25 protein-coding genes are annotated in these 21372 nt (G+C 68.1%); 8 read left to right on the top strand and 17 right to left on the bottom strand.

Features of this window, described 5'->3' with window-relative positions:
• Complete coding sequence (locus tag ORI27_RS21720; RefSeq protein WP_265999114.1) at nucleotides 1-753, bottom strand: YebC/PmpR family DNA-binding transcriptional regulator; 753 nt, start codon at nucleotides 751-753, stop codon at nucleotides 1-3.
• Nucleotides 754-842: 89 nt separating this feature from the next.
• Complete coding sequence (locus ORI27_RS21715) at nucleotides 843-1442, bottom strand: TetR/AcrR family transcriptional regulator (RefSeq protein WP_265999113.1); 600 nt, start codon at nucleotides 1440-1442, stop codon at nucleotides 843-845.
• A 93-nt stretch (nucleotides 1443-1535) separates the two neighbouring features.
• Between ORI27_RS21715 and ORI27_RS21710 the strand changes: the two genes are divergently transcribed.
• Nucleotides 1536-3299 carry a CocE/NonD family hydrolase gene (locus ORI27_RS21710; protein WP_265999112.1) on the top strand — a complete coding sequence of 588 codons (1764 nt, stop codon included), beginning with the start codon at nucleotides 1536-1538 and terminating at the stop codon, nucleotides 3297-3299.
• Nucleotides 3300-3402: 103 nt separating this feature from the next.
• On the opposite strand, the gene ORI27_RS21700 is transcribed toward ORI27_RS21710, so the two are convergent.
• The gene (locus tag ORI27_RS21700) at nucleotides 3403-3561 is read right to left on the bottom strand and encodes a hypothetical protein (protein ID WP_265999111.1); all 159 of its coding nucleotides are present in this window, start codon (nucleotides 3559-3561) and stop codon (nucleotides 3403-3405) included.
• Between the two features lie 132 nt (nucleotides 3562-3693).
• On the opposite strand from ORI27_RS21700, the gene ORI27_RS21695 reads away from it, so the two are divergent.
• Both ORI27_RS21695 and ORI27_RS21690 read left to right on the top strand, forming a co-directional pair.
• Nucleotides 3694-4074: a carboxymuconolactone decarboxylase family protein gene (locus ORI27_RS21695; RefSeq protein ID WP_265999110.1), complete on the top strand. Its 381-nt coding sequence runs from the start codon at nucleotides 3694-3696 to the stop codon at nucleotides 4072-4074.
• An 11-nt stretch (nucleotides 4075-4085) separates the two neighbouring features.
• On the top strand, nucleotides 4086-4994 hold the full coding sequence (locus tag ORI27_RS21690) for an NAD(P)-dependent oxidoreductase (protein ID WP_265999135.1): 909 nt from the start codon (nucleotides 4086-4088) through the stop codon (nucleotides 4992-4994).
• 28 nt (nucleotides 4995-5022) lie between these two features.
• Here the strand turns inward: ORI27_RS21690 and pdxT are convergent, their stop codons facing one another.
• From pdxT to ORI27_RS21635, 11 genes are all read right to left on the bottom strand, one after another.
• Nucleotides 5023-5616 carry a pyridoxal 5'-phosphate synthase glutaminase subunit PdxT gene (gene pdxT, locus ORI27_RS21685; RefSeq protein ID WP_265999109.1) on the bottom strand — a complete coding sequence of 198 codons (594 nt, stop codon included), beginning with the start codon at nucleotides 5614-5616 and terminating at the stop codon, nucleotides 5023-5025.
• Nucleotides 5613-6455, bottom strand: coding sequence for an acyl-CoA thioesterase II (gene tesB / locus ORI27_RS21680; RefSeq protein ID WP_265999108.1), 843 nt, complete (start codon nucleotides 6453-6455; stop codon nucleotides 5613-5615). Before tesB ends, pdxT begins: the two co-directional genes overlap by 4 nt.
• A gap of 6 nt (nucleotides 6456-6461) precedes the next feature.
• Nucleotides 6462-7391 carry a pyridoxal 5'-phosphate synthase lyase subunit PdxS gene (gene pdxS, locus ORI27_RS21675; RefSeq protein ID WP_265999107.1) on the bottom strand — a complete coding sequence of 310 codons (930 nt, stop codon included), beginning with the start codon at nucleotides 7389-7391 and terminating at the stop codon, nucleotides 6462-6464.
• 66 nt (nucleotides 7392-7457) lie between these two features.
• The gene (locus ORI27_RS21670; RefSeq protein ID WP_265999106.1) at nucleotides 7458-8498 is read right to left on the bottom strand and encodes an NUDIX hydrolase; all 1041 of its coding nucleotides are present in this window, start codon (nucleotides 8496-8498) and stop codon (nucleotides 7458-7460) included.
• Between the two features lies 1 nt (nucleotide 8499).
• A complete protein-coding gene (locus tag ORI27_RS21665) occupies nucleotides 8500-9660 on the bottom strand; it encodes a glycosyltransferase family 4 protein (RefSeq protein ID WP_265999105.1) in 1161 nt (386 codons plus the stop codon).
• On the bottom strand, nucleotides 9660-10622 hold the full coding sequence (locus ORI27_RS21660) for a phosphatidylinositol mannoside acyltransferase (protein ID WP_265999103.1): 963 nt from the start codon (nucleotides 10620-10622) through the stop codon (nucleotides 9660-9662). The genes ORI27_RS21665 and ORI27_RS21660 overlap by 1 nt, the downstream gene beginning before the upstream one ends.
• Nucleotides 10619-11299 carry a phosphatidylinositol phosphate synthase gene (gene pgsA, locus ORI27_RS21655; RefSeq protein WP_323055647.1) on the bottom strand — a complete coding sequence of 227 codons (681 nt, stop codon included), beginning with the start codon at nucleotides 11297-11299 and terminating at the stop codon, nucleotides 10619-10621. The genes ORI27_RS21660 and pgsA overlap by 4 nt, the downstream gene beginning before the upstream one ends.
• Nucleotides 11296-11844: an HIT family protein gene (locus ORI27_RS21650; protein ID WP_265999101.1), complete on the bottom strand. Its 549-nt coding sequence runs from the start codon at nucleotides 11842-11844 to the stop codon at nucleotides 11296-11298. Before ORI27_RS21650 ends, pgsA begins: the two co-directional genes overlap by 4 nt.
• Nucleotides 11837-13888 (bottom strand): threonine--tRNA ligase, encoded by a 2052-nt coding sequence (gene thrS, locus ORI27_RS21645; RefSeq protein ID WP_265999100.1) that lies wholly within the window; start codon nucleotides 13886-13888, stop codon nucleotides 11837-11839. The genes ORI27_RS21650 and thrS overlap by 8 nt, the downstream gene beginning before the upstream one ends.
• An 84-nt stretch (nucleotides 13889-13972) precedes the next feature.
• A complete protein-coding gene (locus ORI27_RS21640) occupies nucleotides 13973-14386 on the bottom strand; it encodes a TIGR02611 family protein (protein ID WP_265999099.1) in 414 nt (137 codons plus the stop codon).
• Nucleotides 14383-15018, bottom strand: a complete 636-nt coding sequence (locus ORI27_RS21635; protein WP_265999134.1) for a PaaI family thioesterase — start codon at nucleotides 15016-15018, stop codon at nucleotides 14383-14385. Before ORI27_RS21635 ends, ORI27_RS21640 begins: the two co-directional genes overlap by 4 nt.
• A 167-nt stretch (nucleotides 15019-15185) precedes the next feature.
• Between ORI27_RS21635 and ORI27_RS21630 the strand changes: the two genes are divergently transcribed.
• Genes ORI27_RS21630 through ORI27_RS21610 form a run of 5 tightly spaced genes read left to right on the top strand, consistent with a single transcriptional unit; the run spans nucleotide 15186 to nucleotide 18764 of the window.
• Nucleotides 15186-15683 carry a DUF1990 domain-containing protein gene (locus ORI27_RS21630; RefSeq protein ID WP_265999098.1) on the top strand — a complete coding sequence of 166 codons (498 nt, stop codon included), beginning with the start codon at nucleotides 15186-15188 and terminating at the stop codon, nucleotides 15681-15683.
• 30 nt (nucleotides 15684-15713) lie between these two features.
• Entirely contained in the window at nucleotides 15714-16439 is a 726-nt protein-coding gene (locus ORI27_RS21625) for a glycosyltransferase family 2 protein (RefSeq protein WP_265999097.1), read from the top strand.
• Entirely contained in the window at nucleotides 16436-17380 is a 945-nt protein-coding gene (locus ORI27_RS21620) for an acyl-CoA dehydrogenase (protein ID WP_265999096.1), read from the top strand. Before ORI27_RS21625 ends, ORI27_RS21620 begins: the two co-directional genes overlap by 4 nt.
• Nucleotides 17377-18144, top strand: coding sequence for a PIG-L deacetylase family protein (locus ORI27_RS21615; protein ID WP_265999095.1), 768 nt, complete (start codon nucleotides 17377-17379; stop codon nucleotides 18142-18144). Before ORI27_RS21620 ends, ORI27_RS21615 begins: the two co-directional genes overlap by 4 nt.
• On the top strand, nucleotides 18141-18764 hold the full coding sequence (locus tag ORI27_RS21610; protein ID WP_265999094.1) for an SAM-dependent methyltransferase: 624 nt from the start codon (nucleotides 18141-18143) through the stop codon (nucleotides 18762-18764). The genes ORI27_RS21615 and ORI27_RS21610 overlap by 4 nt, the downstream gene beginning before the upstream one ends.
• A gap of 29 nt (nucleotides 18765-18793) precedes the next feature.
• Here ORI27_RS21610 and ORI27_RS21605 read toward each other — a convergent pair whose 3' ends face one another.
• From ORI27_RS21605 to ORI27_RS21595, 3 genes are all read right to left on the bottom strand, one after another.
• Nucleotides 18794-19051: a DUF7218 family protein gene (locus ORI27_RS21605; RefSeq protein WP_265999093.1), complete on the bottom strand. Its 258-nt coding sequence runs from the start codon at nucleotides 19049-19051 to the stop codon at nucleotides 18794-18796.
• A 90-nt stretch (nucleotides 19052-19141) separates the two neighbouring features.
• Nucleotides 19142-20635, bottom strand: a complete 1494-nt coding sequence (locus ORI27_RS21600; protein ID WP_265999092.1) for a hypothetical protein — start codon at nucleotides 20633-20635, stop codon at nucleotides 19142-19144.
• Between the two features lie 91 nt (nucleotides 20636-20726).
• Nucleotides 20727-21359, bottom strand: coding sequence for a TetR/AcrR family transcriptional regulator (locus ORI27_RS21595; protein ID WP_265999091.1), 633 nt, complete (start codon nucleotides 21357-21359; stop codon nucleotides 20727-20729).
• Between the last annotated feature and the right edge of the window lie 13 nt (nucleotides 21360-21372).

The raw sequence follows: 21372 nt of genomic DNA, 5'->3' as shown, positions 1-21372 counted from the left end.
TCACTCCTCGATCTGGACCAGGACCTCGTCGGGGATGTCGGCATTGGTGTACACGTCCTGCACGTCGTCGCTGTCCTCCAGCGCGTCGACGAGCTTCATGATCTTGCGGGCGCCGTCGGCGTCCAGCGGCACAGTCACCGAGGCCTGAAAGCCCGCCTCGGCGGAGTCGTAGTCGATGCCGGCATCCACCAGCGCGGTGCGCACCGCGACCAGGTCGGTCGGCTCGGAAATCACCTCGAAGCTGTCGCCGAGGTCATTGACCTCCTCGGCGCCGGCATCCAGCACCGCCAGCAGCACGTCGTCCTCGGACAGGTCGTTCTTCTCCAGCGTCACCACGCCCTTGCGGGAGAACAGGTAGGCCACCGAGCCCGGGTCGGCCATGTTGCCGCCATTGCGGGTCATCGCGACCCGGACCTCACCGGCGGCCCGGTTGCGGTTGTCGGTGAGGCACTCGATGAGCACCGCGACACCGTTGGGCCCGTAACCCTCGTAGGTGATGTTCTGCCAGTCGGCGCCGCCGGCCTCCTCACCGCCGCCGCGCTTGCGGGCCCGCTCGATGTTGTCGTTGGGCACCGAGGACTTCTTGGCCTTCTGGATCGCGTCGTACAGGGTCGGGTTCCCCGCCGGGTCACCGCCGCCGACGCGTGCCGCAACCTCGATGTTCTTGATCAGCTTGGCGAACATCTTGCCGCGCTTGGCGTCGACGACGGCCTTCTTGTGCTTGGTGGTAGCCCACTTGGAATGGCCGCTCATCGGGTCCTTCTCCGTCTTTGGTGTTCTGGTGTAACCCGACGAGTCTACTGGTCGACGCACGTCGACCCGTCCGGCGAGGGCAGCTGCGACTAACCCAGGTCGCCCTCGACGTAGCGCTGCAGGTTCGGCGCGACCGCCGCGACCACCTCGTCTGGGCTCATCGAGGCGACGGGTTCGATCTTCCAGATGTAGCGCATCATCGCCAATCCCATGATCTGCGACGAGATCAGTCCGCTGCGCTTGAGCCGGTCATGTTCGTCGACGCCCAGCTGCGACACCCCCATCAGCTGGCTCTCGACGACCCTGCGCAGCTTCTCGCGGGTGCTCGGCTCATGCGCCGCGGTCTGCAGCACCGCCCGCAAGATCGGGCCGATCTCGTCGTCGGCCCAGGCGCTCAGCATCAGCCGCAAGAGCGCGCCGCCGAGCTGCGGCACCGGGGTCGTCCAGGTTTGCGCGACGTTCTCCAGCCAGCGCGCCGGCGGGTTCGTCGCGGCGTCGAGCAGGCCCTCCTTGGAGCCGAAGTAGTGATACACCAGGGCTGGGTCCACGTCGGCCGCCCGCGCTACCGCCCGGATGGTGGTGCCCGCCGAGCCGTGCTGAGCGAACTCATCGCGCGCGGCGCCGAGGATCCGGGCGGCCAGGACGCCCTTCTCGTCGCGGGGTCCCGGCGTTGTCGACCTCTTCGGCATGGATCCACCTCACCATGAATTTCATATTGTGCTGAGACTAGTTTCATCGTAGCGTGAAACTAGTCTCAGCAACACGTGAAAAAGGAGTCGACGATGGCGATCCCCACCGTCTCCGGCACCGAGGCCGGCCAGCGACCGCTCAACGGGCCGCAGACCACCGGTCGGCAGTACCGCAACCTGAGTACGCCGACCCACGCCACGATTACCGATGGCAACGTCGCCATCCCCATGCGCGACGGCATCGATCTGCTCGCCGACGTGCACCGCCCGAACGCTGACGGCCGCTTCCCCGCCCTGATCGCCGCCTCGCCCTACCCCCGACAGATCCAGGACCTCGGCGCCCCGGCCGGATTCATCGAGGCCGGCGCGACCGACTTCTGGGTGCCGCGCGGCTACGGGCACGTGATCGCCAACCTGCGCGGCACCGGCGGATCCGGGGGCGAGTTCGGTTTCTTCGACGCCCAGGAGCGCCGCGACATGTACGACCTCGTGGAGTGGGTGGCTGCCCAGCCGTGGTGCGACGGCAACGTCGGGATGATCGGCATCAGCTATTTCGCGATGACCCAGCTGGAGGCCGCCGTCGAACGCCCACCGCACCTCAGGGCCATCTTCCCGGTCGCGGTCACCACCGACCTGTACGAAGCCGCGGTGCACCACGGCCTGTTCAGCGCGTCGTTCGTGACGCCGTTCCTGTCGATGCTGGGCCTGACCGCCGCCCGCAGCGACTCGTTCTGGCGCAGCCGTCCATTAGGTTTGGCGCGCTGGGTGCTCAACACCAAGCCGCTGCACCACAAGTTCGCCACGATGAACGGTGAGGCGGCGGTGACGATGATGCGCGGACTGCTGAAGCTGCCGCACGATCCGCATCCGTGGGACGACCTGTGGCTCGACACGGCGGTGCGCCATCCCGTGCGCGACGCCTGGTGGGACGAACGAAATCTGCTGCCGCTACTCGAAAACGTCAATATCCCCGTCTATTTGGGTTGCGACTGGCAGAACGTGCCGCTGCACCTACCATCGACATTCCCGACGTTTAAGGAGCTGACCAACAGCCCGTCGGTGCGGATGGGCATGCTCGGCGAGTACGGCCTCACCTGGCCGTGGGAGAGCCTGCACGTCGAGGCGCTGGCCTGGTACGACCATTGGCTCAAGGACCGCGATACCGGAATCCTGGACGGTCCTGCCATCCGCTACGTCCTACCTGGCGCCGACGGGTGGCGCACCGCCGATTCATGGCCGCCGGCCGGCGAGCATCGCGAACTGGCCCTGCGCGCCGACGGCGGGCTCGAGGCCGACGAAGGTACCTCTGGTGCAAGGCAATTCATGGCGCTGGGTGCCGGCCTGGGGCGGGCCAAGCCCAGCCAGATCGATCCCCCGTCATCGTTGACGTGGACCAGCGCACCGCTGACCGAGACCCTCGACATCGTCGGCGACATCGAGCTGCGACTGATCGCCAGCGCCACCGCCGCCGACACCGCGTGGATCATCACGCTGGCCGACGTGGCCCCGGACGGTAGTACCGAGGCCGATGTCACCGCCGGCTGGTTGCGGGCCAGCCTGCGGGAGGTCGACGAGGCGGCCAGCCGGCCCGGCGCGCCCGTGCTGCCGTGCCGGCGCCCGGTAGCGGTACCCATCGGCGACGACGTGGAATACCGAATTCCATTGGTAGCCAATGCTCGTCGATTCGCCGTCGGTCATCGTATCCAGGTGACGATCACCAGTGACGATCAGGATCCCGACACGCCGGCGATCATGAACTTCCGGCACGCCAGTGTGGGCACCAGCAGTATCAACACCGTGGCTTCGGCGTCGCGGCTGGTGCTACCCGTGCTGAGTGCAGCCGGACACCAGCGGTAGTTTCGGCAGCGCGAGCGAGGGGCCGGCCACTCGACCACCGGATCGAACCCGGGAGCCACCTCGCAATCGGGGATGCGGCGCAGCCACTCGGTGAGCACCAATTTCAGTCCGAGCCGGGCCAGGTTGGAGCCGAGGCACCGATGCGGCCCGCCACCAACCCGGCGTCGCGCAGCACCGCCCAGCCGGCGGCCCGGTCGGCGACCATCGGCAGGTCGGCGAAGTCCAGTCGTGGAATCGTGTCGAGATCCTGTTCAGGGGTCATCGGCTCTCCTCGCGTCTCGCCCGCCTTCGTAGTACGCGCGCAACCCGAACGTCAATGACTCAAGTCAGTGAAAGTGGTCCTCGCACGGCAATGCGATCATGAAGTTCCGGCAGGCGAACAGACGAGGAAGACATGGATCAGGCGACATACGACAAGGGACGACAGATCCGCGCCGCGGTGCTCGGCGAGGAGTACGTCACCAAGGCCGAGCGGGAGGCCGACAGCTTCAACAAGCCCCTGCAGGATCTGCTCACCGAGTACTGCTGGGGCGCGGTGTGGGGCCGCGAGGAGCTGCCGCTCAAGACCCGTAGCATGCTGAACCTGGCGATGATCTCAGTGCTGAACCGACCGCACGAACTGAAAACCCATGTCCGCGGCGCACTGACCAACGGCGTCACCCGCGAGGAGATTCGGGAAATTCTCCTGCAGGTCGCGATCTACGCCGGCGCGCCGGCGGCGGTCGACGGCTTCCGTGTCGCCCGGGAGGCCTTCGCCGAACTCGACGCCCTATGAGCGGCGCGACCATGGACATCGGGTTCGTCGGACTGGGCAATATGGGCTTCCCGATGGCGGCCCGACTGCTCGAGGCCGGCCACCCGCTGGTCGTGTTCGACACCCGGCCCGAGACCGTCGCGGCTGCCGTGGCGCTCGGTGCACAGGCCGCCACCTCGCCACGCGACGTGGCAGACCGCAGCGAAACGGTGCTCGCGAGCCTGCCGTCGGTGCAGGCCTCCCGCGACGTCGCCACCGGCCCCGACGGGGTGATCGGCGGCCGTCGCATCAAACGTTTCGTCGACCTGTCCACCGTGGGTGCCGCGGCCGCACAACAGATTCAGGCCCTGCTGGCCGCCCGCGGCATCGCCATGCTCGACAGCCCGGTCAGCGGCGGTGTCGGCGGGGCCGCGAAAGGCACACTGGCGCTGATGGTTTCGGGTCCTCGCCCTGAGTACGACCTGGTTGAGCCCGTACTCTCCCAGCTCGGCACACCGTTCTTCGTCGACACCAAATCCGGCGCGGGACAGACGATGAAACTGGTGAACAATCTATTGGCCGCCACCGCGCTGGCCACCACGTGCGAGGTGGTCGTGATGGGCGTGAAGGCGGGCCTGGATCCGTCGGTGATGATCGACGTGATCAACGCCGGGTCGGGCGCCACCAACGCCAGCCGCGACAAGTTTCCCAAATCGATTCTGCCGCGCACGTTCGACTACGGGTTCGCCACCGGCCTGATGGTCAAGGACGTCCGGCTCTATCTGGAGGAGGCCGAAGCGCTGGGTCTGCCAACGGAGGTCGCTTCGGCCGTGGGACGGCTCTGGGAACAGGTCATGAACGAAGAAGGTCCGGAGTCGGATTTCACCTCGGCGATCAAGCCCCTCGAGGCCGCGGCCGGTGTCGTCGTGGACGGACGTTCTGACGGGCCCGCCACCAGCTGATCGGCTGGCAAATGTGGTGTCGCGGGGCTCAGTGCCGGCCGGTCACGATGTCGACGAAGAGCTTGTGCACCCGGCGATCGCCGGTCATCTCGGGGTGGAAGGCGGTGGCCAGCACCCGGCCCTGCCGCACGGCCACAATGTGGTCCTCGGCGCGGGCCAGGACCTGCACGCCCGGCCCGACCCGCTCCACCCACGGTGCCCGGATGAAGACCGCGTGCGCGGGCCCGTTCAGGCCTTCGAAGGCAATGTCGCCCTCGAAGGAATCGACCTGGCGCCCGAATGCGTTGCGCCGCACCGTCATATCGATACCCCCCAGTGGCACTGCCTCGCGACCGGGGGCGCCCGCGTCGAGGATCTCGCTGGCCAGCAGGATCATGCCGGCACACGAACCGTAGGCGGGCATGCCGTCGGCGAGGCGCTGCCGCAGCGGATCCAGCAGATCGAATTCGCGCAGCAGATGACTCATCGTCGTCGACTCGCCACCGGGGATGACCAGAGCGTCCACTGTGCCGAGTTCGCTGCGGCGGCGTACGGTGCCGACCTCGGCGCCGGCCGCCCGCAAGGCGGCCAGATGCTCCCGGGTGTCGCCCTGCAGTGCCAGTACGCCCACCCGGACGGTCACGGGCCGGTGTATCCGCGCTTGTAGCGCGTCAGCCCCTCCTGCATGACGGCCGCGACCATTTCGCCGTACTGGTTGAAGATCTTGCCCTGGGTGAGTGACCGCCCGCCGCACGCCGACGGCGAGGACTGGTCATACAGCAGCCACTCGTCGGCCCGGAACGGGCGCATGAACCACATGGCGTGGTCCAGCGAGGCGACCATCAGGTGTTTGCGCTCTTCGACGTGATTGACCTGCGCCGAACCGAGCAGCGTCAGATCGCTCATATAGGCCAGCGCGCAGATGTGCAGGACGTAATCGTCGGGCAGCGGTTCCTTGTGTCTGAACCACACCTGCTGCTGAGAAGCCTTGCCGGGCAGGCGGACCACCTGATCGCGCGGGACGATGCGGACGTCCCACTCGGCGAACTGGGAGAACCCGGCGTCGTCGAACACCCCGCCCTTGGAGATGAATCCGGGCAGGTTGTCGGACGGCGGGGCGGCGGGCATCTCGTCCTGGTGCTCGATGCCGCTTTGGTCGGTCTGGAACGACGCCGACATCGAGAAGATGGTCTCGCCGTGCTGAATCGCGTTGACCCGGCGGGTGACGAACGATCCGCCATCGCGCAGCCGCTCCACGAGATACACCGTGGGGTGCCTGGCGTCACCTGGCCGCAGGAAGTAGCCATGCAGCGAGTGGACCTGGAACGCGGGGTCGACGGTGCGCACAGCCGACACCAGGGACTGGCCTGCCACGTGGCCGCCGAACGTGCGTTGCAGGAAACCGGAGTCGGGACTGAACACCCCGCCACGGTAGATGTTGACCTCGAGCTGCTCCAGGTCGAGGATTTCTTCGATCGCCACGAACGGTTACCAGCCGCGCTGGGCCAGTCGGTGCGGCTCCGCGATCTCCTCCACATTGATCCCGACCATGGGCTCACCCAGCCCCCGCGACACCCGCGCCAACACGTCGGGGTCGTCGTAGAAGGTGGTGGCCTTGACGATGGCGGCCGCCCGCACCGCGGGGTCGCCGGACTTGAAGATCCCGGAGCCGACGAACACGCCCTCGGCGCCGAGCTGCATCATCATCGCGGCGTCGGCGGGGGTGGCGATACCACCGGCGGTGAACAACGTCACCGGCAGCTTGCCGGCCTGGGCAACCTCCACGACCAGCTCGTAGGGTGCCTGCAAGTCCTTGGCCGCGACGTAGAGCTCGTCCTCCGACAGCGACGACAGCCGCCGGATCTCGGCTCCGATGGAGCGCATGTGCGTGGTCGCGTTGGAGACGTCACCGGTGCCCGCCTCGCCCTTGGAGCGGATCATCGCCGCGCCTTCGGTGATCCGGCGCAGCGCCTCGCCCAGGTTGGTCGCCCCGCAGACGAAGGGAACGGTGAATCGCCACTTGTCGATGTGGTGGGTGTAGTCGGCCGGAGTCAGCACCTCGGACTCGTCGACGTAGTCGACACCGAGGCTCTGCAAGATCTGCGCCTCGACGAAGTGCCCGATGCGGGCCTTGGCCATCACCGGGATGGTGACCGCGGAGATAATGCCCTCGATCAGATCCGGGTCACTCATCCGGGCCACGCCCCCCTGGGCGCGGATGTCGGCCGGGACGCGCTCCAGCGCCATGACGGCCACCGCGCCCGCGCCTTCGGCGATGCGCGCCTGCTCGGGAGTGACGACGTCCATGATGACGCCGCCCTTGAGCATCTCCGCCATGCCGCGCTTGACCCGAGCGGTACCGGTCTGCGCGGCGCTGCCCGAGCCGTTGGTTCCAGCGGCGGTAGCTCCGGTATCCACTGTCAGTCCCTTCGTTTGATACGGATCCAGTCTAAACGGCGATGCCAAACCGAATATGTCCGCTGCTTAGCGGATCGGGTGCAACTCCTTCGCGGCCTCGCCGCCGTGTCCGTCGGCCAGCCGGTTCGCCTCCACGAGCAGCTCGCCGAGCTGCAGCGGATACACCGTCTGCCCAGCCGCGGCCAGCTGATCGATCGTGGCGGAATCACACCAGCGGTGGCCGTGAATGTACCTCAGTTCCAGCTGCGTGCGCCCGGCCGCGGTCGGTTCGAACCGGGCGGTGCGATGCACGAAGTAGAACTCCTGGCTGGACAGGACGGCCCCGTTGAAGTCGATCAGCGAATCGCGGCGCCAGACCGGCCCGACCATCTGAGCCGGGTCGACCCGCAGTCCGGTCTCCTCGGCGATCTCCCGGACTGCGGCGTCGACCAGTCGCTCCCCCGGCAGAGCTTGGCCACCGACGGTGAACCACCACCGCGGGGCCACACCCCCGGTCACCGCGGGGTCGGACCCGCAGAACAGCAACACCGCGCCCCGCTCGTCGAGCAGCACCACCCGCGCCGAGGTCCGGCGGTCCACCTGCTCGGCGGTGTCGGCCGGCGCCGTATCGCCCCGCTCGGCGATCTCGAAGTAGCTGGGCAACGGTGCCGTTCCGCCCAGTCGCAGCCACCGGACCGGACGACGTTCCCGCAGCGCCAAGGTGTCGCGCACGGCGTCGTTGTGAAACCGCCTGGCCAGCAACACCCGGGCTTCGGCATCAGCGAGCTCGGCGACCAGCGCCACCGGCATCTCCGTCGGATCAACCATGGCCAACGCCGCCGACAGCTCGTTCTCGGCGGCCTCGCGGCCGGAGCGCGGTGCACGTTCGGCGGCGTCGGCCAGTGCGGCCAGCCGCTTGCCCTCGGGGCGTCCGCGGTAGGTATCGGCGGCCACCGCACGGGCGACCACCGCGCGGCGGGCCAGCGCCCCGTCGAGCGCCTGCCAGGACAGGTCGTAGCGGACGTGCAGACGGTCCAGCCGGGTGGCGGTCTGGTAGGCCAGCAGGGCACTGACCACCAGCACGACGATCAGCAGCACGGTCAATGTCCAGTACAAGCCCGCAGCCATCTCAGGTCACATCCCGGGTCGCTTCGCTCTTACCCGCCGATCCCGCCACCCGCACCTTGGCACCCCCGCCTGCCACCGTCTCGTAGACCCGCATGATCTGGTCGGCCACCACCGGCCAGTCGTAGCGGCGCACCGCGACCTCGGCCGCCGCGACGTAACGCCGGCGCAGGGCCTCGTCGTCGAGGACCTCGATCAGTGCGTCGGCCAGCGCCGCGGAATCGTCGACGGGAACCAGCCGGCCGGCCTCTCCGTCGAGCAGCACCCTACGGAAGGCGTCGAGGTCGCTGGCCACCACCGGAGTGCCCGCGGCCATCGCCTCGACCAGCACGATGCCGAAGCTTTCACCGCCGGTGTGCGGAGCGCAGTACACGTCGGCGCTGCGGAATGCGGCCGCCTTCTCGGCGTCATCGACCTGACCGAGGAATCGCAGATGGCCCGCCAGGTCACCGCACTTGTCTCGCAGCTCGTCCTCGTCGCCGCGCCCGACGATCAGGATCTCGATGTCGGCGAACCTCTCCACCAGCGCGGGCAACGCGCCGAGCAGCACCGCCATGCCCTTGCGGGGCTCGTCGAAGCGACCGAGGAACAGCACTGTCTTGCCCGGCTGCGGGTAGCCCGCCAACAGCGGCGCCGACTTCAGGGCGGCGACGTCGACGCCGTTGGGGATCTCGACCGCGTCGGAGCCCAGCGCCTCCATCTGCCAGCGCCGGGCCAGATCGGATACCGCGATCCGGCCGACGATCTTTTCGTGATAGGGCCGCAAGATGCCCTGGAAGACGCTGAGCGTCAGCGACTTGGTGGTCGAGGTGTGGAAGGTCGCCACGATCGGGCCTTCGGCCGCCTGCAGCGCCAGCATGGACAGGCTGGGCGCGTTGGGTTCATGCAGGTGCAGTACGTCGAAGTCGCCGTGTGCGAGCCACCTTTTGACCTGCCGGTGGGTGGCGGGGCCGAACCGCAGCCTGGCCACCGAGCCGTTGTAGGGAATCGGCACCGCCTTCCCGCCGGAGACGACGTAGTCCGGTAGCTCGACATGCGGCGACGACGGCGCCAGCACGCTGACCTCATGGCCCCGGTCACGCATCACTTCGGCAAGCTGCAGGATGTGCGACTGCACCCCGCCGGGCACGTCGAACGAGTACGGGCAGACCATGCCGATCCGCATCAAGTCCGCCCGTCTCCATCCGCCAAGCGAGCCCGCCGCTCGTCGGACAGGTCGGCCAGCCACTGCGGTTGCAGCATGTGCCAATCCTCGGGGTGCGCCGCGATGTTCGCGCCGAAACGGTCGGCCAACTTCTGGGTGATGACGCCGACGTCGCCGCTGGAGCAATCCAGCGGCGGGAAGATGTGGACGACACAGTCATCGCCCTGGTAGTAGACGTGCGCGGGCAGCAGCGCCGCACCGGTCTCGATCGCCAACTTCGCCGGCCCGGCCGGCAGTCGCGTCGGTTCACCACAAAGGTCAACCTGCACACCGGACTTCGTGAGATCACGGTCGGCCATCAAGCACACCGCCCGATTCGCGCGCAGCCGTTCGGCGAGCACTTCCATCGGCGGGCACTGGCCGCCGTTGAGCGGCAGCACCTCGAAGCCGAGGCTCTCCCGGTAGTCGAGAAAGCGCTGGTAGAGAGACTCGGGCTTGAGCCGCTCGGCGACGGTCGTGAAGGTGCCGCTGTGGTGGACCAGCCACACCCCGGCCATGTCCCAGTTCCCACTGTGCGGAAGCGCCAGCACGACACCGCGGCCGGCCTCGAAGGCCGCATCGACGTGCTCGGAACCGATCACCAGCTCGGCGAGGCGACGCGCGACGGCCTCAAGGTCCATCGTCGGCAACCGGAATGCCTCCCGCCAGTATCGGGCGTAAGAGGCCAGCGAAGCACGAACCAGCGAATCCGGCACCTCGGCGGGAGTCGTGCCGATCACCCGGGCCAGGTTCTTGCGCAGCTGCCCGGGCCCGCCGCCCTGCGCGGCATACCACGCCCCTGCGTCGAAAGCGTTGCGCGCCACGAACTCCGGCATCGCCCGCACCAACCGCCAACCCGCGGCGTAGCCCAGGTCGCTGAGATGCGCGCCGCGCGGGAGCCGCCTGCGGCCCGCTGTCCACAGCTGCGCCGGTGTGCTGATCACTGCTCGGTGCCTCCAGACTCGTCACCGGCGGGAGGCGAGCTGGCCGGTGCGATCTTGTCCATCGCGCCCGGACTGCTTCGCACCGAATGCACCCGCTGGCCCACCGTCACCAGGCTGGTGACGGCCAGCAACCACATGGCGACGTGCAGCACCACCGGCATCGGGAAGTACGGCAGGTCGGCGAGGCCGGCGCCCACCAGCACGATGATCAGCCGCTCGGGGCGCTCGATGAGACCGCCACCGCCCTGCAGGCCGCTGGCCTCGGCACGGGCCTTGACATACGAGATCACCTGCGAGGTCACCAGACAGATCAGCGTCGCTACCACCAGCGACGAGCTCCGCAGCCCGAATGCCGCCCACCACAGCAACCCGCAGAACACCGCGCCGTCGCTGATGCGATCACAGGTGGCGTCGAGGACGGCACCGAAGCGGGTGCCACCGCCGCGCTCGCGGGCCATCGCCCCGTCGAGCATGTCGGCGAGCACGAAGAACCAGACGGCCAGCGTGCCCCACCACAATTGACCGATCGGGAACAGGGTCAGCGCGGCCAGCACCGATCCCGCGGTGCCGATGATCGTGACCATGTCGGGGGTCAGCCCGATCTTCAGTGCCCCCTTGGCCAACGGCGTACTGAGCTTGGCGTACGCCGCGCGGGTCATCAGGTAGAAGTCGCTCACGGCTGGCCGGCCCATTCCTCGGCCAGCAGTCGGCGGGTGTCGCGCAGCAACTGCGGGATGACCTTGGTCTCTCCGACGATCGTGATGAAGTTGGCGTCGCCGGCCCAGCGCGGCACCACATGCATGTGCAGGTGCTCGGCCAGCGACCCGCCCGCCGACTTGCCGAGGTTGAGCCCGACGTTGAACCCGTCCGGATGCGACACCGATTTGATGACGCGAATCGCCTTCTGGGTGAAGGCCATCAGCTCCACGCTTTCACCCGCGGTGAGGTCTTCCAGCTCCGACACCTGCCGGTAGGGCACCACCATCAGGTGGCCGGGGTTATACGGGTAGAGGTTGAGCACCACGTAGACCTGCTCGCCACGGGCGACCACGAGGCCGTCTTCGTCGGGCAGGGTGGGGATCTCGGTGAACGGCGCTGAGGGTTCGGACGACTTCTGCTGCGCCGGCACATCGAGTATGTAGCTCATCCGGTGTGGGGTCCACAGGCGCTGCAGGCGGTCGGGTTCACCGACACCCCGGTCGACGATCGAGTCCTCAGACACCGTCGACCTTCACCAGTTCGGCTGTGGGAGCGGTATTCTCACGGTCGGCGATCCACTTCACGATCGCCGCGACCGCCTGATGACGGGGCACTCCGTTGATCTGACTGCGGTCACCGAACCGGAAGCTCACCGCGCCGGCGTCGACGTCGCGGTCTCCCGCGAGCAACATGAACGGCACCTTCTGGTTGGTGTGGTTGACGATCTTCTTGGCCATCCGATCATCGCTGGAATCGACCTCGACGCGCACCCCGCGTGATTTCAGCTCCGCGGCAACATCTTCCAGATACGGCAGGTGACCCTCGGCGACGGGGATCGCCACCACCTGCACCGGCGCCAGCCACGCCGGGAAGGCGCCCGCGTAGTGCTCGGTGAGCACCCCGAAGAACCGCTCGATCGAACCGAACAGCGCGCGGTGGATCAACACCGGTCGCTTGCGGGTTCCGTCGGCGGCGGTGTACTCCAGCTCGAACCGGTCGGGCATATTGAAATCGAGCTGGATGGTCGACATCTGCCAGCTGCGGCCCAGCGCGTCTTTGACCTGCACGGAAATCTTGGGCCCGTAGAACGCCGCACCACCAGGATCGGGCACCAGATGCAGGCCGGATGCCTCGGCGACTTCACGCAGGGTCTCGGTGGCTTCCTCCCACATCTGGTCGGAGCCGACGGCCTTCTCGGGGTTCTTCGTCGAGAGCTCCAGATAGAAGTCGTTGAGCCCGTAGTCGGCCAGCAGGTCGAGGACGAACTGCAGCAGCGAGGCCAGTTCGTCGCGCATCTGCTCGCGGGTGGTGTAGATGTGCGCGTCGTCCTGCGTCATGCCGCGGACCCGGGTCAGGCCGTGCACCACCCCGGACTTCTCGTAGCGGTACACCGAGCCGAATTCGAAGAGCCGCAACGGAAGTTCCCGATACGACCGGCCCCGCGACCGATAGATCAGGTGGTGCATCGGGCAGTTCATCGGCTTGAGGTAGTAATCCTGACCCGGTTTGCGCAGCGTCCCGTCCTCGTCGAACTCCGCGTCGATGTGCATCGGCGGGAACATGCCGTCGGCATACCACTCCAGGTGCCCCGAGGTGATGTAGAGCTGTTCCTTGGTGATGTGCGGCGTGTTGACGAACTCGTAGCCGGCCTGCTCGTGTTTGCGGCGTGAATAGTCCTCCAGCTCTCGCCGGATGATGCCACCCTTGGGATGGAAAACCGGTAGGCCAGAACCTAATTCGTCGGGGAAACTGAACAGGTCCAGCTCGACGCCGAGCTTTCGGTGGTCGCGGCGCGCAGCCTCTTCGAGCAACTCGAGGTGGCGGTCCAGGGCCTCCTGCGACTCCCATGCGGTGCCGTAGATGCGTTGCAGGCTGGCGTTGTTCTGGTCACCCCGCCAGTACGCGGCCGAACTGCGGGTCAGCTTGAACGCAGGAATGTAGCGGGTGGTGGGGATGTGCGGCCCGCGGCAGAGGTCACCCCAAATCCGTTCACGGGTCCGGGGGTTGAGGTTGTCGTAGGCGGTCAATTCGTCGCCGCCGACTTCCATGATGTCGGCGTCACCGGATTTGTCGTCTACCAGCTCGAGCTTGTATGGCTCGCTCGCGAGTTCGGCTCGGGCTTCGTCTTTGGACTCGTAGACCCGTCGCGAGAACAGCTGGCCGTCCTTGACGATCTTCTGCATGCGCTTTTCGAGCTTCTCCAGGTCCTCGGGCGTGAACGCCTCGGGCACGTCGAAGTCGTAGTAGAAGCCGTCGGTGATCGGCGGCCCGATGCCCAGCTTGGCCTGGGGGAAGAGTTCCTGTACCGCCTGGGCCAGCACGTGGGCAGCCGAATGCCGGATCACGCTGCGGCCCTCGTCGGTGTCGGCGGCCACCGGGGTGACCTCGACGTCGACGTCGGGCGTCCAGCTCAGATCACGCAGCTTGTCCTCGCCGTCGCGAACGACGACGATCGCGCCGGGTTCACCACGGCCCGGCAGTCCGGCGTCGCGCACCGCCGCGCCCGCGGTAGTCCCGGCAGGCACCCGGATCGGGGCTGCTGGGGCGGGGTGTACGGGGGCGCTCATCGTTGGCCTCTTTCGGCAGATACGGACACAGTCGAACACCGCAGATGTCTGCGGTCGGACGCGACCATGCTATCGGGGCGCTGGTCAGGCACCGAGGCCGATGGGGCTGTCCAATGCGGGATGATCCAAGCCCAGTAGTCCCGCAGACCAGCCCACCGCGCCGACCAGCCATAGCGTGGTCACCACCACCGCGGCGGTGAACACCGCGCCGAGCGCCTGCACCCACCAGCCCTGCCTGCGGAACCACACCATCGCACCGTCGTAGCGGCCGCGGGTGAACGTCAGGGCGCGGTGCGCCCAGTAGAACTCGGTGGCCAGGATCGCCAGTCCGAGAAACACGATCGCCCAGCCCGGGCCCGGGTACGGGATGGCAACGATCCCGACCAGCAGCACGGCCAGCCCGACGACGCCCACCACCACGCGGTAGCCGAAGTCGGCGACCGGTCGCTCCCGCAGCCGGTCACGCAGCCGCGCCCACTGGCGCAACCGACGTTTCACGGCTGTCCCGGTTTCAGCAGCACGAACAGCCCCTCACCGTCGGCGAGCAGCTCGTCGCCGTCGCAGAGCCGGACGTCGACGTAGATCTTGCGGCCCTCGGTGCGCAGCACCCCGGCGTCGACCTGCAGTTCTTTCTCGATCGGCACGATCTTGCGGTAGTTGACGTGCAGATATGCGGTCCGCTGGTAAGGCCCGCCGGTGACCAGGAACGAGGTCTTGCCCAGCACCGAATCGAAGAGGTGCGCGATGAAGCCGCCGTGCACGGCCCCGTTGCGGCCCAGGTGATAGCGCCGGAACCGGGCGCAGCCGCGTAGCCGCCCGTCCGCGCCCACCTCCGTTTCGTTGGGGATGCTGACGATGCTGCCGCGCATCGGCAGGTCCATCCGCCGACCCGATGGCGCCGTCCATTCGTCGGCGTCGTAGGGCGTCAGCAGCGTCGAGACCTGCTCCAGCAGGTCGGCGGCCCTGGTGATCACCTCGTCGGGCGCGTCGACAGCGCGGGCACGATCCTGCAGATCACGCACCGCCCCGATGAACCGCCCGTAGTCGGGGCCACCCTTGGTGGTCGGTTCCGGCGGGTTGAATCCTCCGCCGGGGTGCAGTGCCGCCACGGTTTCACCGATCGCCGTCATGTCCTCTGCCACCTGGTTACCGTATGCCGCCGGATGTCGGCGAGTTACCTCCTCGACAGTACGGAACCCAATGACCCCGCCGACGACGATGCAGAGCGAGGCACGAGCGATCAGGAGGAGCGGCGCACATGACCCGCCGACGACGGCGCAGATGGCAAGGTGGATCCGTGAAGCTCAGCGACCTGGCCGGCCGCCCGTTGACCTACACTGAGGTCGGTGCGACCGCGGCGGACCTGCCGGTCGGCTATCACCACGTCCGGTTGTCCTCGCGGATCGGCAGCGGGCGGGCCCGTTTTGAGCAGGCGGCCGGTGCGGTGATGCGCTACGGGATGCTGCGTGGTGCCGGACTGCGGGTCTCGGCCACCACCGAGGTGGCCGAGGTCGGCACGGATGTACTGGGCCGGCTGGGACCGTTCAACGCGCCGTGCCGGGTGGTCTATGTGATCGACGAGCCCAACCGGCGTGGTTTCGCCTACGGAAGTCTGCCCGGCCATGCGGTGTCGGGCGAAGAGATGTTCGGCGTGCGTTTCCAGCCCGCCGATGAATCCGTGCACGCCGAGGTGGTGGCGTTTTCCACACCCGCGACGTGGTGGAGCCAGGTCGGGGCGCCGGTCGCCTCGCTGATCCAGCGGGTGATCACGCAGCGCTACCTGTCCGTGGTGTGAAATGCGCTTTCAGTGGCTATCTGAATAGGCGTGATCCAAGGAGGTTTCGCCCAAGCGGTTGTCGTGATACCCGCCCACAACGAGGCGTCGGCGTTGCCCGGATGCCTGAGGGCGGTACTCGTGGCTGCCGCCCGGGTGCAGATACCCGTCGACATCGTCGTGGTCTTGGACTCGTGCGACGACGGAAGTGGTGTGCTGGACAGCCGATTCGGGCCGAATGTCCACTTCATTCCGGTCGATGCCCGCAATGTCGGCGTAGCGCGCGCCGCGGGGTTCTCCTACGCCCACACGCACATCGACGGCGACGTCGGGTGCGGGACCACATGGTATGCGACGACCGACGCCGACAGTCGAGTCGATGCGAACTGGTTACTCCGCCAGCTCACCGCGAACGCCGATATGGTGCTCGGCGTCGTCCGTGTCAACAGCTGGCGGGACATCCCGGCTGCGGCAGCCCGCCGTTACCTTCGCGCCTATCACTCCAAGATTCATCCCGGCCGTGGCGATCATGAGCACATCCACGGCGCGAACATGGGATTCACGGCAGACGCGTATTGGCGCGTCGGCGGTTTCGCCCCGTTGGCGAGCGCCGAGGATGTCGATCTGGTGCGCCGTTTCGAGCTGGCCGGATATCGCATCCGCCGGGACACAGGACTTTCGGTGCTCACCTCAGCGCGTCAGATTGGCCGTGCCCCAGCCGGATTCGCGGCCCATCTGCGCGGCATGCTGGCCGCACAGGCGAGCGGCCCCGCATGACACCGGGCCTGGTACGGCGCTGGCTGGACGCCGGTGAACTCGACCTTCCACTGCCCGGTTCGGGGCGAACCCTGTTGCGCTGGCGCAAACTTGCCGCGTTCTGCGAGGCCGACGTGGTGGCCGGCCGACTCGCCGAAGCCCACACCGATGCTGTTGCCATTCTCGCCGAGCTGAAGGGGCCGCCCGTGAGGGCCGGTCGCCTGTGGGGTGTCTGGGCCGCCGAGACCCCGCATGCGACGGTGCAGGCGCACCGCGCCGGCGACCGGGTCACCCTGAGCGGCACCAAAGCGTGGTGTTCGGGTGCGGGCATCTGCTCGGACGCACTGGTCACCGCCACCACCACCACCGCGGGCGACCGCGGCCTCTACGCCGTCGATCTGACCGCTTCGGGCGTTCAGCCGCTGCCGAGCAGCTGGCGCAACACGGGCATGGCAGCCTCGGACACCCGGTCGGTCCAGTTCACCGCCGCGCCGGCCATCCCGGTCGGGGATCCGGGCGACTATCTGCGCCGGCCGGGCTTCTGGCACGGCGCAGCAGGGGTCAGCGCATGCTGGCTGGGCGCCGCCCGGGCCGTTGCTGCACCGCTCTACCGTGCGGTGGCCGAGAAAAAGGCAAGCGGCTGCGAAGATCCGCACGCCGCAGCTCATCTCGGTGCGGTCGACGCCGCACTCGCCGCAGCCCAGGCTCTGCTCGCCAGCACCGCCGAACAGATCGACGCCGAGCCGATCAGCGATCAGGGCGAGACCGCGGCCCGGCGGTTGAGGGCGGTGGTGGAATGGGCTGTCGACGAGGTCATCGGCCGCTCCGGCCGTGCCCTGGGCCCGGCGCCATTGGCTCTGGATGCCGCGCACGCCCGTCGCGTCGCCGATCTGAGCATGTACGTCAGGCAGAGTCACGCCGAGAGGGATCTGGCGACACTCGGCAACCTGGTGGGCCGATGACACCGGACACCGCCAGCAACTCGTCGCGGTTCGCCCGGGTGCCCCTCAGCGAGAGAGGGACCGCCACCGAAGAATGGCTCCCCTGGCAACGCGGGCTCCCCCGCCTGCCGCTCGAGCTGTGCCCCGGCCTGGTCGTGGTGGCACCGCATCCCGATGACGAGACACTCGGCTTCGGCGCGGCCGCACTGAGCATCGCCGCTCGCGGGGTCACGGTTCAGACGATCATCGCGAGCGACGGCGGCGCCGCCTGGCCCGACCTATCGGTTACCGAGCGAGCGAAACTCGAACGGTGCCGGCGCAACGAGTCACGGCGCGCGGCCGCCGTGCTGGGCCTGCCCCAGCCGACGTTCCTCGGGCTTCCCGACGGTGGCCTGGCCGATCAGGAATCCCGTCTGGCCGACATCCTGAGCACTCATCTGAGCGCTCGGGGTGCCGGCACGTGGTGCGCGGCCACCTGGCGCGGCGACGGGCACCCCGATCACGAAGCCGTGGGTCGCGCCGCCGCGGTTGCCGTGTCCCGCACCGATTCCGTGCTGGTGGAGTATCCGGTCTGGATGTGGCACTGGGCACGTCTCGGCCAGGCGGGCATCCCGTGGCAGCACGCGGCTCGGGTGGTGCCGGATCCAGATGCAGCACAGCGCAAGCGACTGGCAACGGAGGTTTTCCAGAGTCAACTCGTTCCTGGTGGCGCAAACCGGGATCCGGTATTGCCCCGGCATGTGCTGGCGCGGCTGCAGAGTGTCGGTGAGGTGGTGTTCCGGTGACGCCCGGCCCGCCTGACGGCTACTTCGACGGCATGTACGAGACCTCCGCGGACCCTTGGCAACTCGCGTCGCGGTGGTACGAACGCCGCAAGTACGCGATCACCGTGGCGTTGCTGCCGCACGAACGGTATCGCCATGCGTTCGAGCCGGGGTGCTCGATAGGCGTCCTCACCGAGCAGTTGACTGCGCGCTGCGATCACGTGACAGCCATCGATATCGCCGAGGCAGCGCTCGAGCAGGCCGCCGCCCGACTACATCAATGCGGGCGGCGCAGCGGTGTGACGCTGCTGCGCCGGTCTCTCGACGCGCCCTGGCCGGCATCCGATTTCGACTTGGTGGTGATCTCCGAGATCGGCTACTACTTCGAGGCCGCGGAACTGCGGGAGTTGCTGGACCGTGAGCTGCCGCGGTTGCCGTCACCGACCACGGTGGTTGCCGCGCACTGGCGCCACCCGGTAGCCGACTATCCGCTATCCGGCGATGCCGCCAACGCGGTCATCGCGGCCACCCCCGGATTGCATCGCCTGGGCGGATACCTCGATGACGACGTCGTCATCGAGGTCTTCGACACTGGGTCGGCACGATCGGTCGCGGCCCGCACGGCGGTCCCCGGTGCGTGATAGCGCAGACCTCGCAACAGTTTGCCCGATCAGTGATTGCGGAGTTCGGCGATCAATTTTCCCTTGGTGAGCCGGGAGTATCCAGACAGGCCGAGCTCCTTGGCGCGATTCTTCAATTCGGGCACGGTCCAGTCGTCGTAGGAACCCGACCGACCACCCTTGCGGCCGACGGCCGACGCACCCCGTGCGTCGGCCGCATTCGAGATGCGGGCCGCCTTCTCTTTGGAATTACCCTCACTACGGAGCTCGCGGTACATCTTCTCGTTCTTGATCGACGCATTCGGCACGTTCGTCACCTTCCGGTCAGCGGACACGAATGTCGGATTCCTACGCCTACCCGCCATCGACGGCCCGTAATCCTCGCGCCGGCCGCGCGCTCAGCCCAGGCTGATGTGCGGCAGCGGCGGCAAACCGGGGATCTGCGGCGGCGGTGGCAATCCGGGTATCAACGGCCTGCGGGTCGTGGTGGTCGTGGTGTCCCACTGGGTCGTGGTGGTGGTCGGTGTCGTGGTGGTCGTCGGAGTCGTGGTCGTGGTCGTCGGGGTGGTGGTCGTGGTCGTGGTGGTCGTGGTCGTGGTTGTCGGAGTCGTGGTGGTTGTCGTGGTCGTGGGGGGTGGCGTGGTAGTCGTCGTCTCGACCGTGACGACGGTGGTTTCGGGCGGCGGAGCCTGCACCTGTTGGGTGACGGTGTTGACGGGAGCGTTGGTCATCGTGACGGTCTCCGTCGGTGCGGCCGGCGGCGTCGCCGCGGGACTCGCCGCCGAGGTGACCGCCGTCGCCGGAAGCGGTTTCACCGACGGTTCACTGGGGGCGCTGGTGCCGGTGAGCGTGTAGGCGAAGCCGCCGACGGCGACGGCGGCGACGGCGGCGGCCCCGCCGAGCAGCAGCGGCACGCTGCGGGTCAGGCCCGATCCACGCCGCCCGGATGAGTCCGTATCGAGGATTGAGAGGTCGTCATCGCTCTCGTAATCGCCATAGCCGCGATACTCGTAGTCGCCGTAGCCGTAGGGCTGGTCCTGCCCGAGTGGTTCTTCGGCGGATTCGTCGCTGGACCAGGCCAGGGCAGCCGCCATGGTCGCCGACTGCGGACCGACGTCGGCCGGCTCGATCAGCGGCGCGGGCGCCAACCCGGTCGGCGCGTCGGCGGCCAGCTGCCGGGCCGCAGCCAGACTCGCGCCCAGCGCGGCATCGAGCTCCGGGTGGGCTGACACGGTGACCGGCACCTGCAGATGTTCTGAGAGTTGTTGGACGACAGCCGGTGTGGCCCCAACTCCGATGGCGGCCACGGCGCCGATGTCGGTGCGCGCGATCCTGGCTCGGTCCAGCGCGCCGGCGAGAGCTTCGGCGGAGAACTCCATCAGGCGTTGGGTCTCGCCGATCTGGCGGAGGTCCGCGCCCGCGTCGGCCAATGTGATGCCGACACCGTCGGTATCGACGTTGCACACCAGGATCACGCCGTGGGCCGGCAGTCCCGGATCGTTCTGCAGTGAGCGCAGCGCGGCGGTCGCGTCAGAGACCAGCAGCGGCGGCGCCGCGACACCGGCCAATGCGGGCAGATTCCACATGGCGTCGCGCAGCGCCTCCCGGCGCCCCGGCCCCCAGTGGGCGGGAACCGCGACACCCGCCACCGCCGCGAGCCCGCTCCCTTCGGTATCGGCGAGTGTTGACAGGGCCAGCGCGAGTAGCTGCTCGGCGCGGTAGGCGATGCCGTCGACGCCGACCAGCGGCATCGGGTCGCCGACCCGTTCGACGAAACCGGTCCACACCTGCTCACCGAGCACCAACTCAGCCGGGCAGATGACCGGGGGGTCCCCGGTGCGCGCGGCCACCAGACTGGTCGCGCCCACGCAGATACCCAGTGGTTCGGTCATCCGGCCATGATCACCACGGCTCACCGCGAAAGTCACTCAGGCGCGCCGATCCGGCGCATTGCTATGACCTAACTGTGACTTTGCTTGGTGCTCATCGAGTTTGCCCGTGGCTGTCCAGGTAGGAGCAGATCACGTCAACCAGCGCCGCCAGTTCCCGGCTTCGTCGCGCCGGGCCCGGCATGACCAGCTGGGTGATCACCAACCCGCGCATGGTGGCCCAGATCAGGTCGCCGATCGCGGTGGCGTGTGGGCTGTCCAGGCCTTCGGCGATGTCACCGCCCAAATCGGTGATGGCCCTCTGCAATTCGAGGAGATGACGGGTGGCCCGTTTGTCGCGCATGGCCCGGGTGCCGATCAGAATCTCCAGCGACGCTCGCGACGTCGGGCTGGAAAAGGCCGCCCAGGCGCTCTGAACCACCAATTCGACCCGCTCGCGGCGGGTTTGGGTGGGCGACGGAGCCGGCAGGCCGCGCAGCAGGTCGAGCATCTCGGCAAATCCCCGGTCGACGACGGCCATCAACAGGCCGTCGCGATCGCCGAAGTGGTACTGCACCACACCCCAGGTGACGCCGGCCCGCTCGGCGATGTGCTTAGCGCTGGCGGCGGCGAATCCTTCGTCGATCACACAGCGCACCGTCTCGTCAAGAACCGCCTCGCGGGTGCGCTCGGCGCGCAGTTGGCTGCCGCCCGGTGGGCGGCGCGGCGCGATTTTTCGCTGTCTCATTCCCGGGTCGCTT

This window comes from Mycobacterium pinniadriaticum (assembly GCF_026242045.1).
Taxonomy (GTDB): Bacteria; Actinomycetota; Actinomycetes; order Mycobacteriales; family Mycobacteriaceae; genus Mycobacterium; species Mycobacterium pinniadriaticum.
The sequence above is the reverse complement of the archived record's forward strand: the minus strand, read 5'-3'. Positions and strand labels throughout refer to the sequence as shown.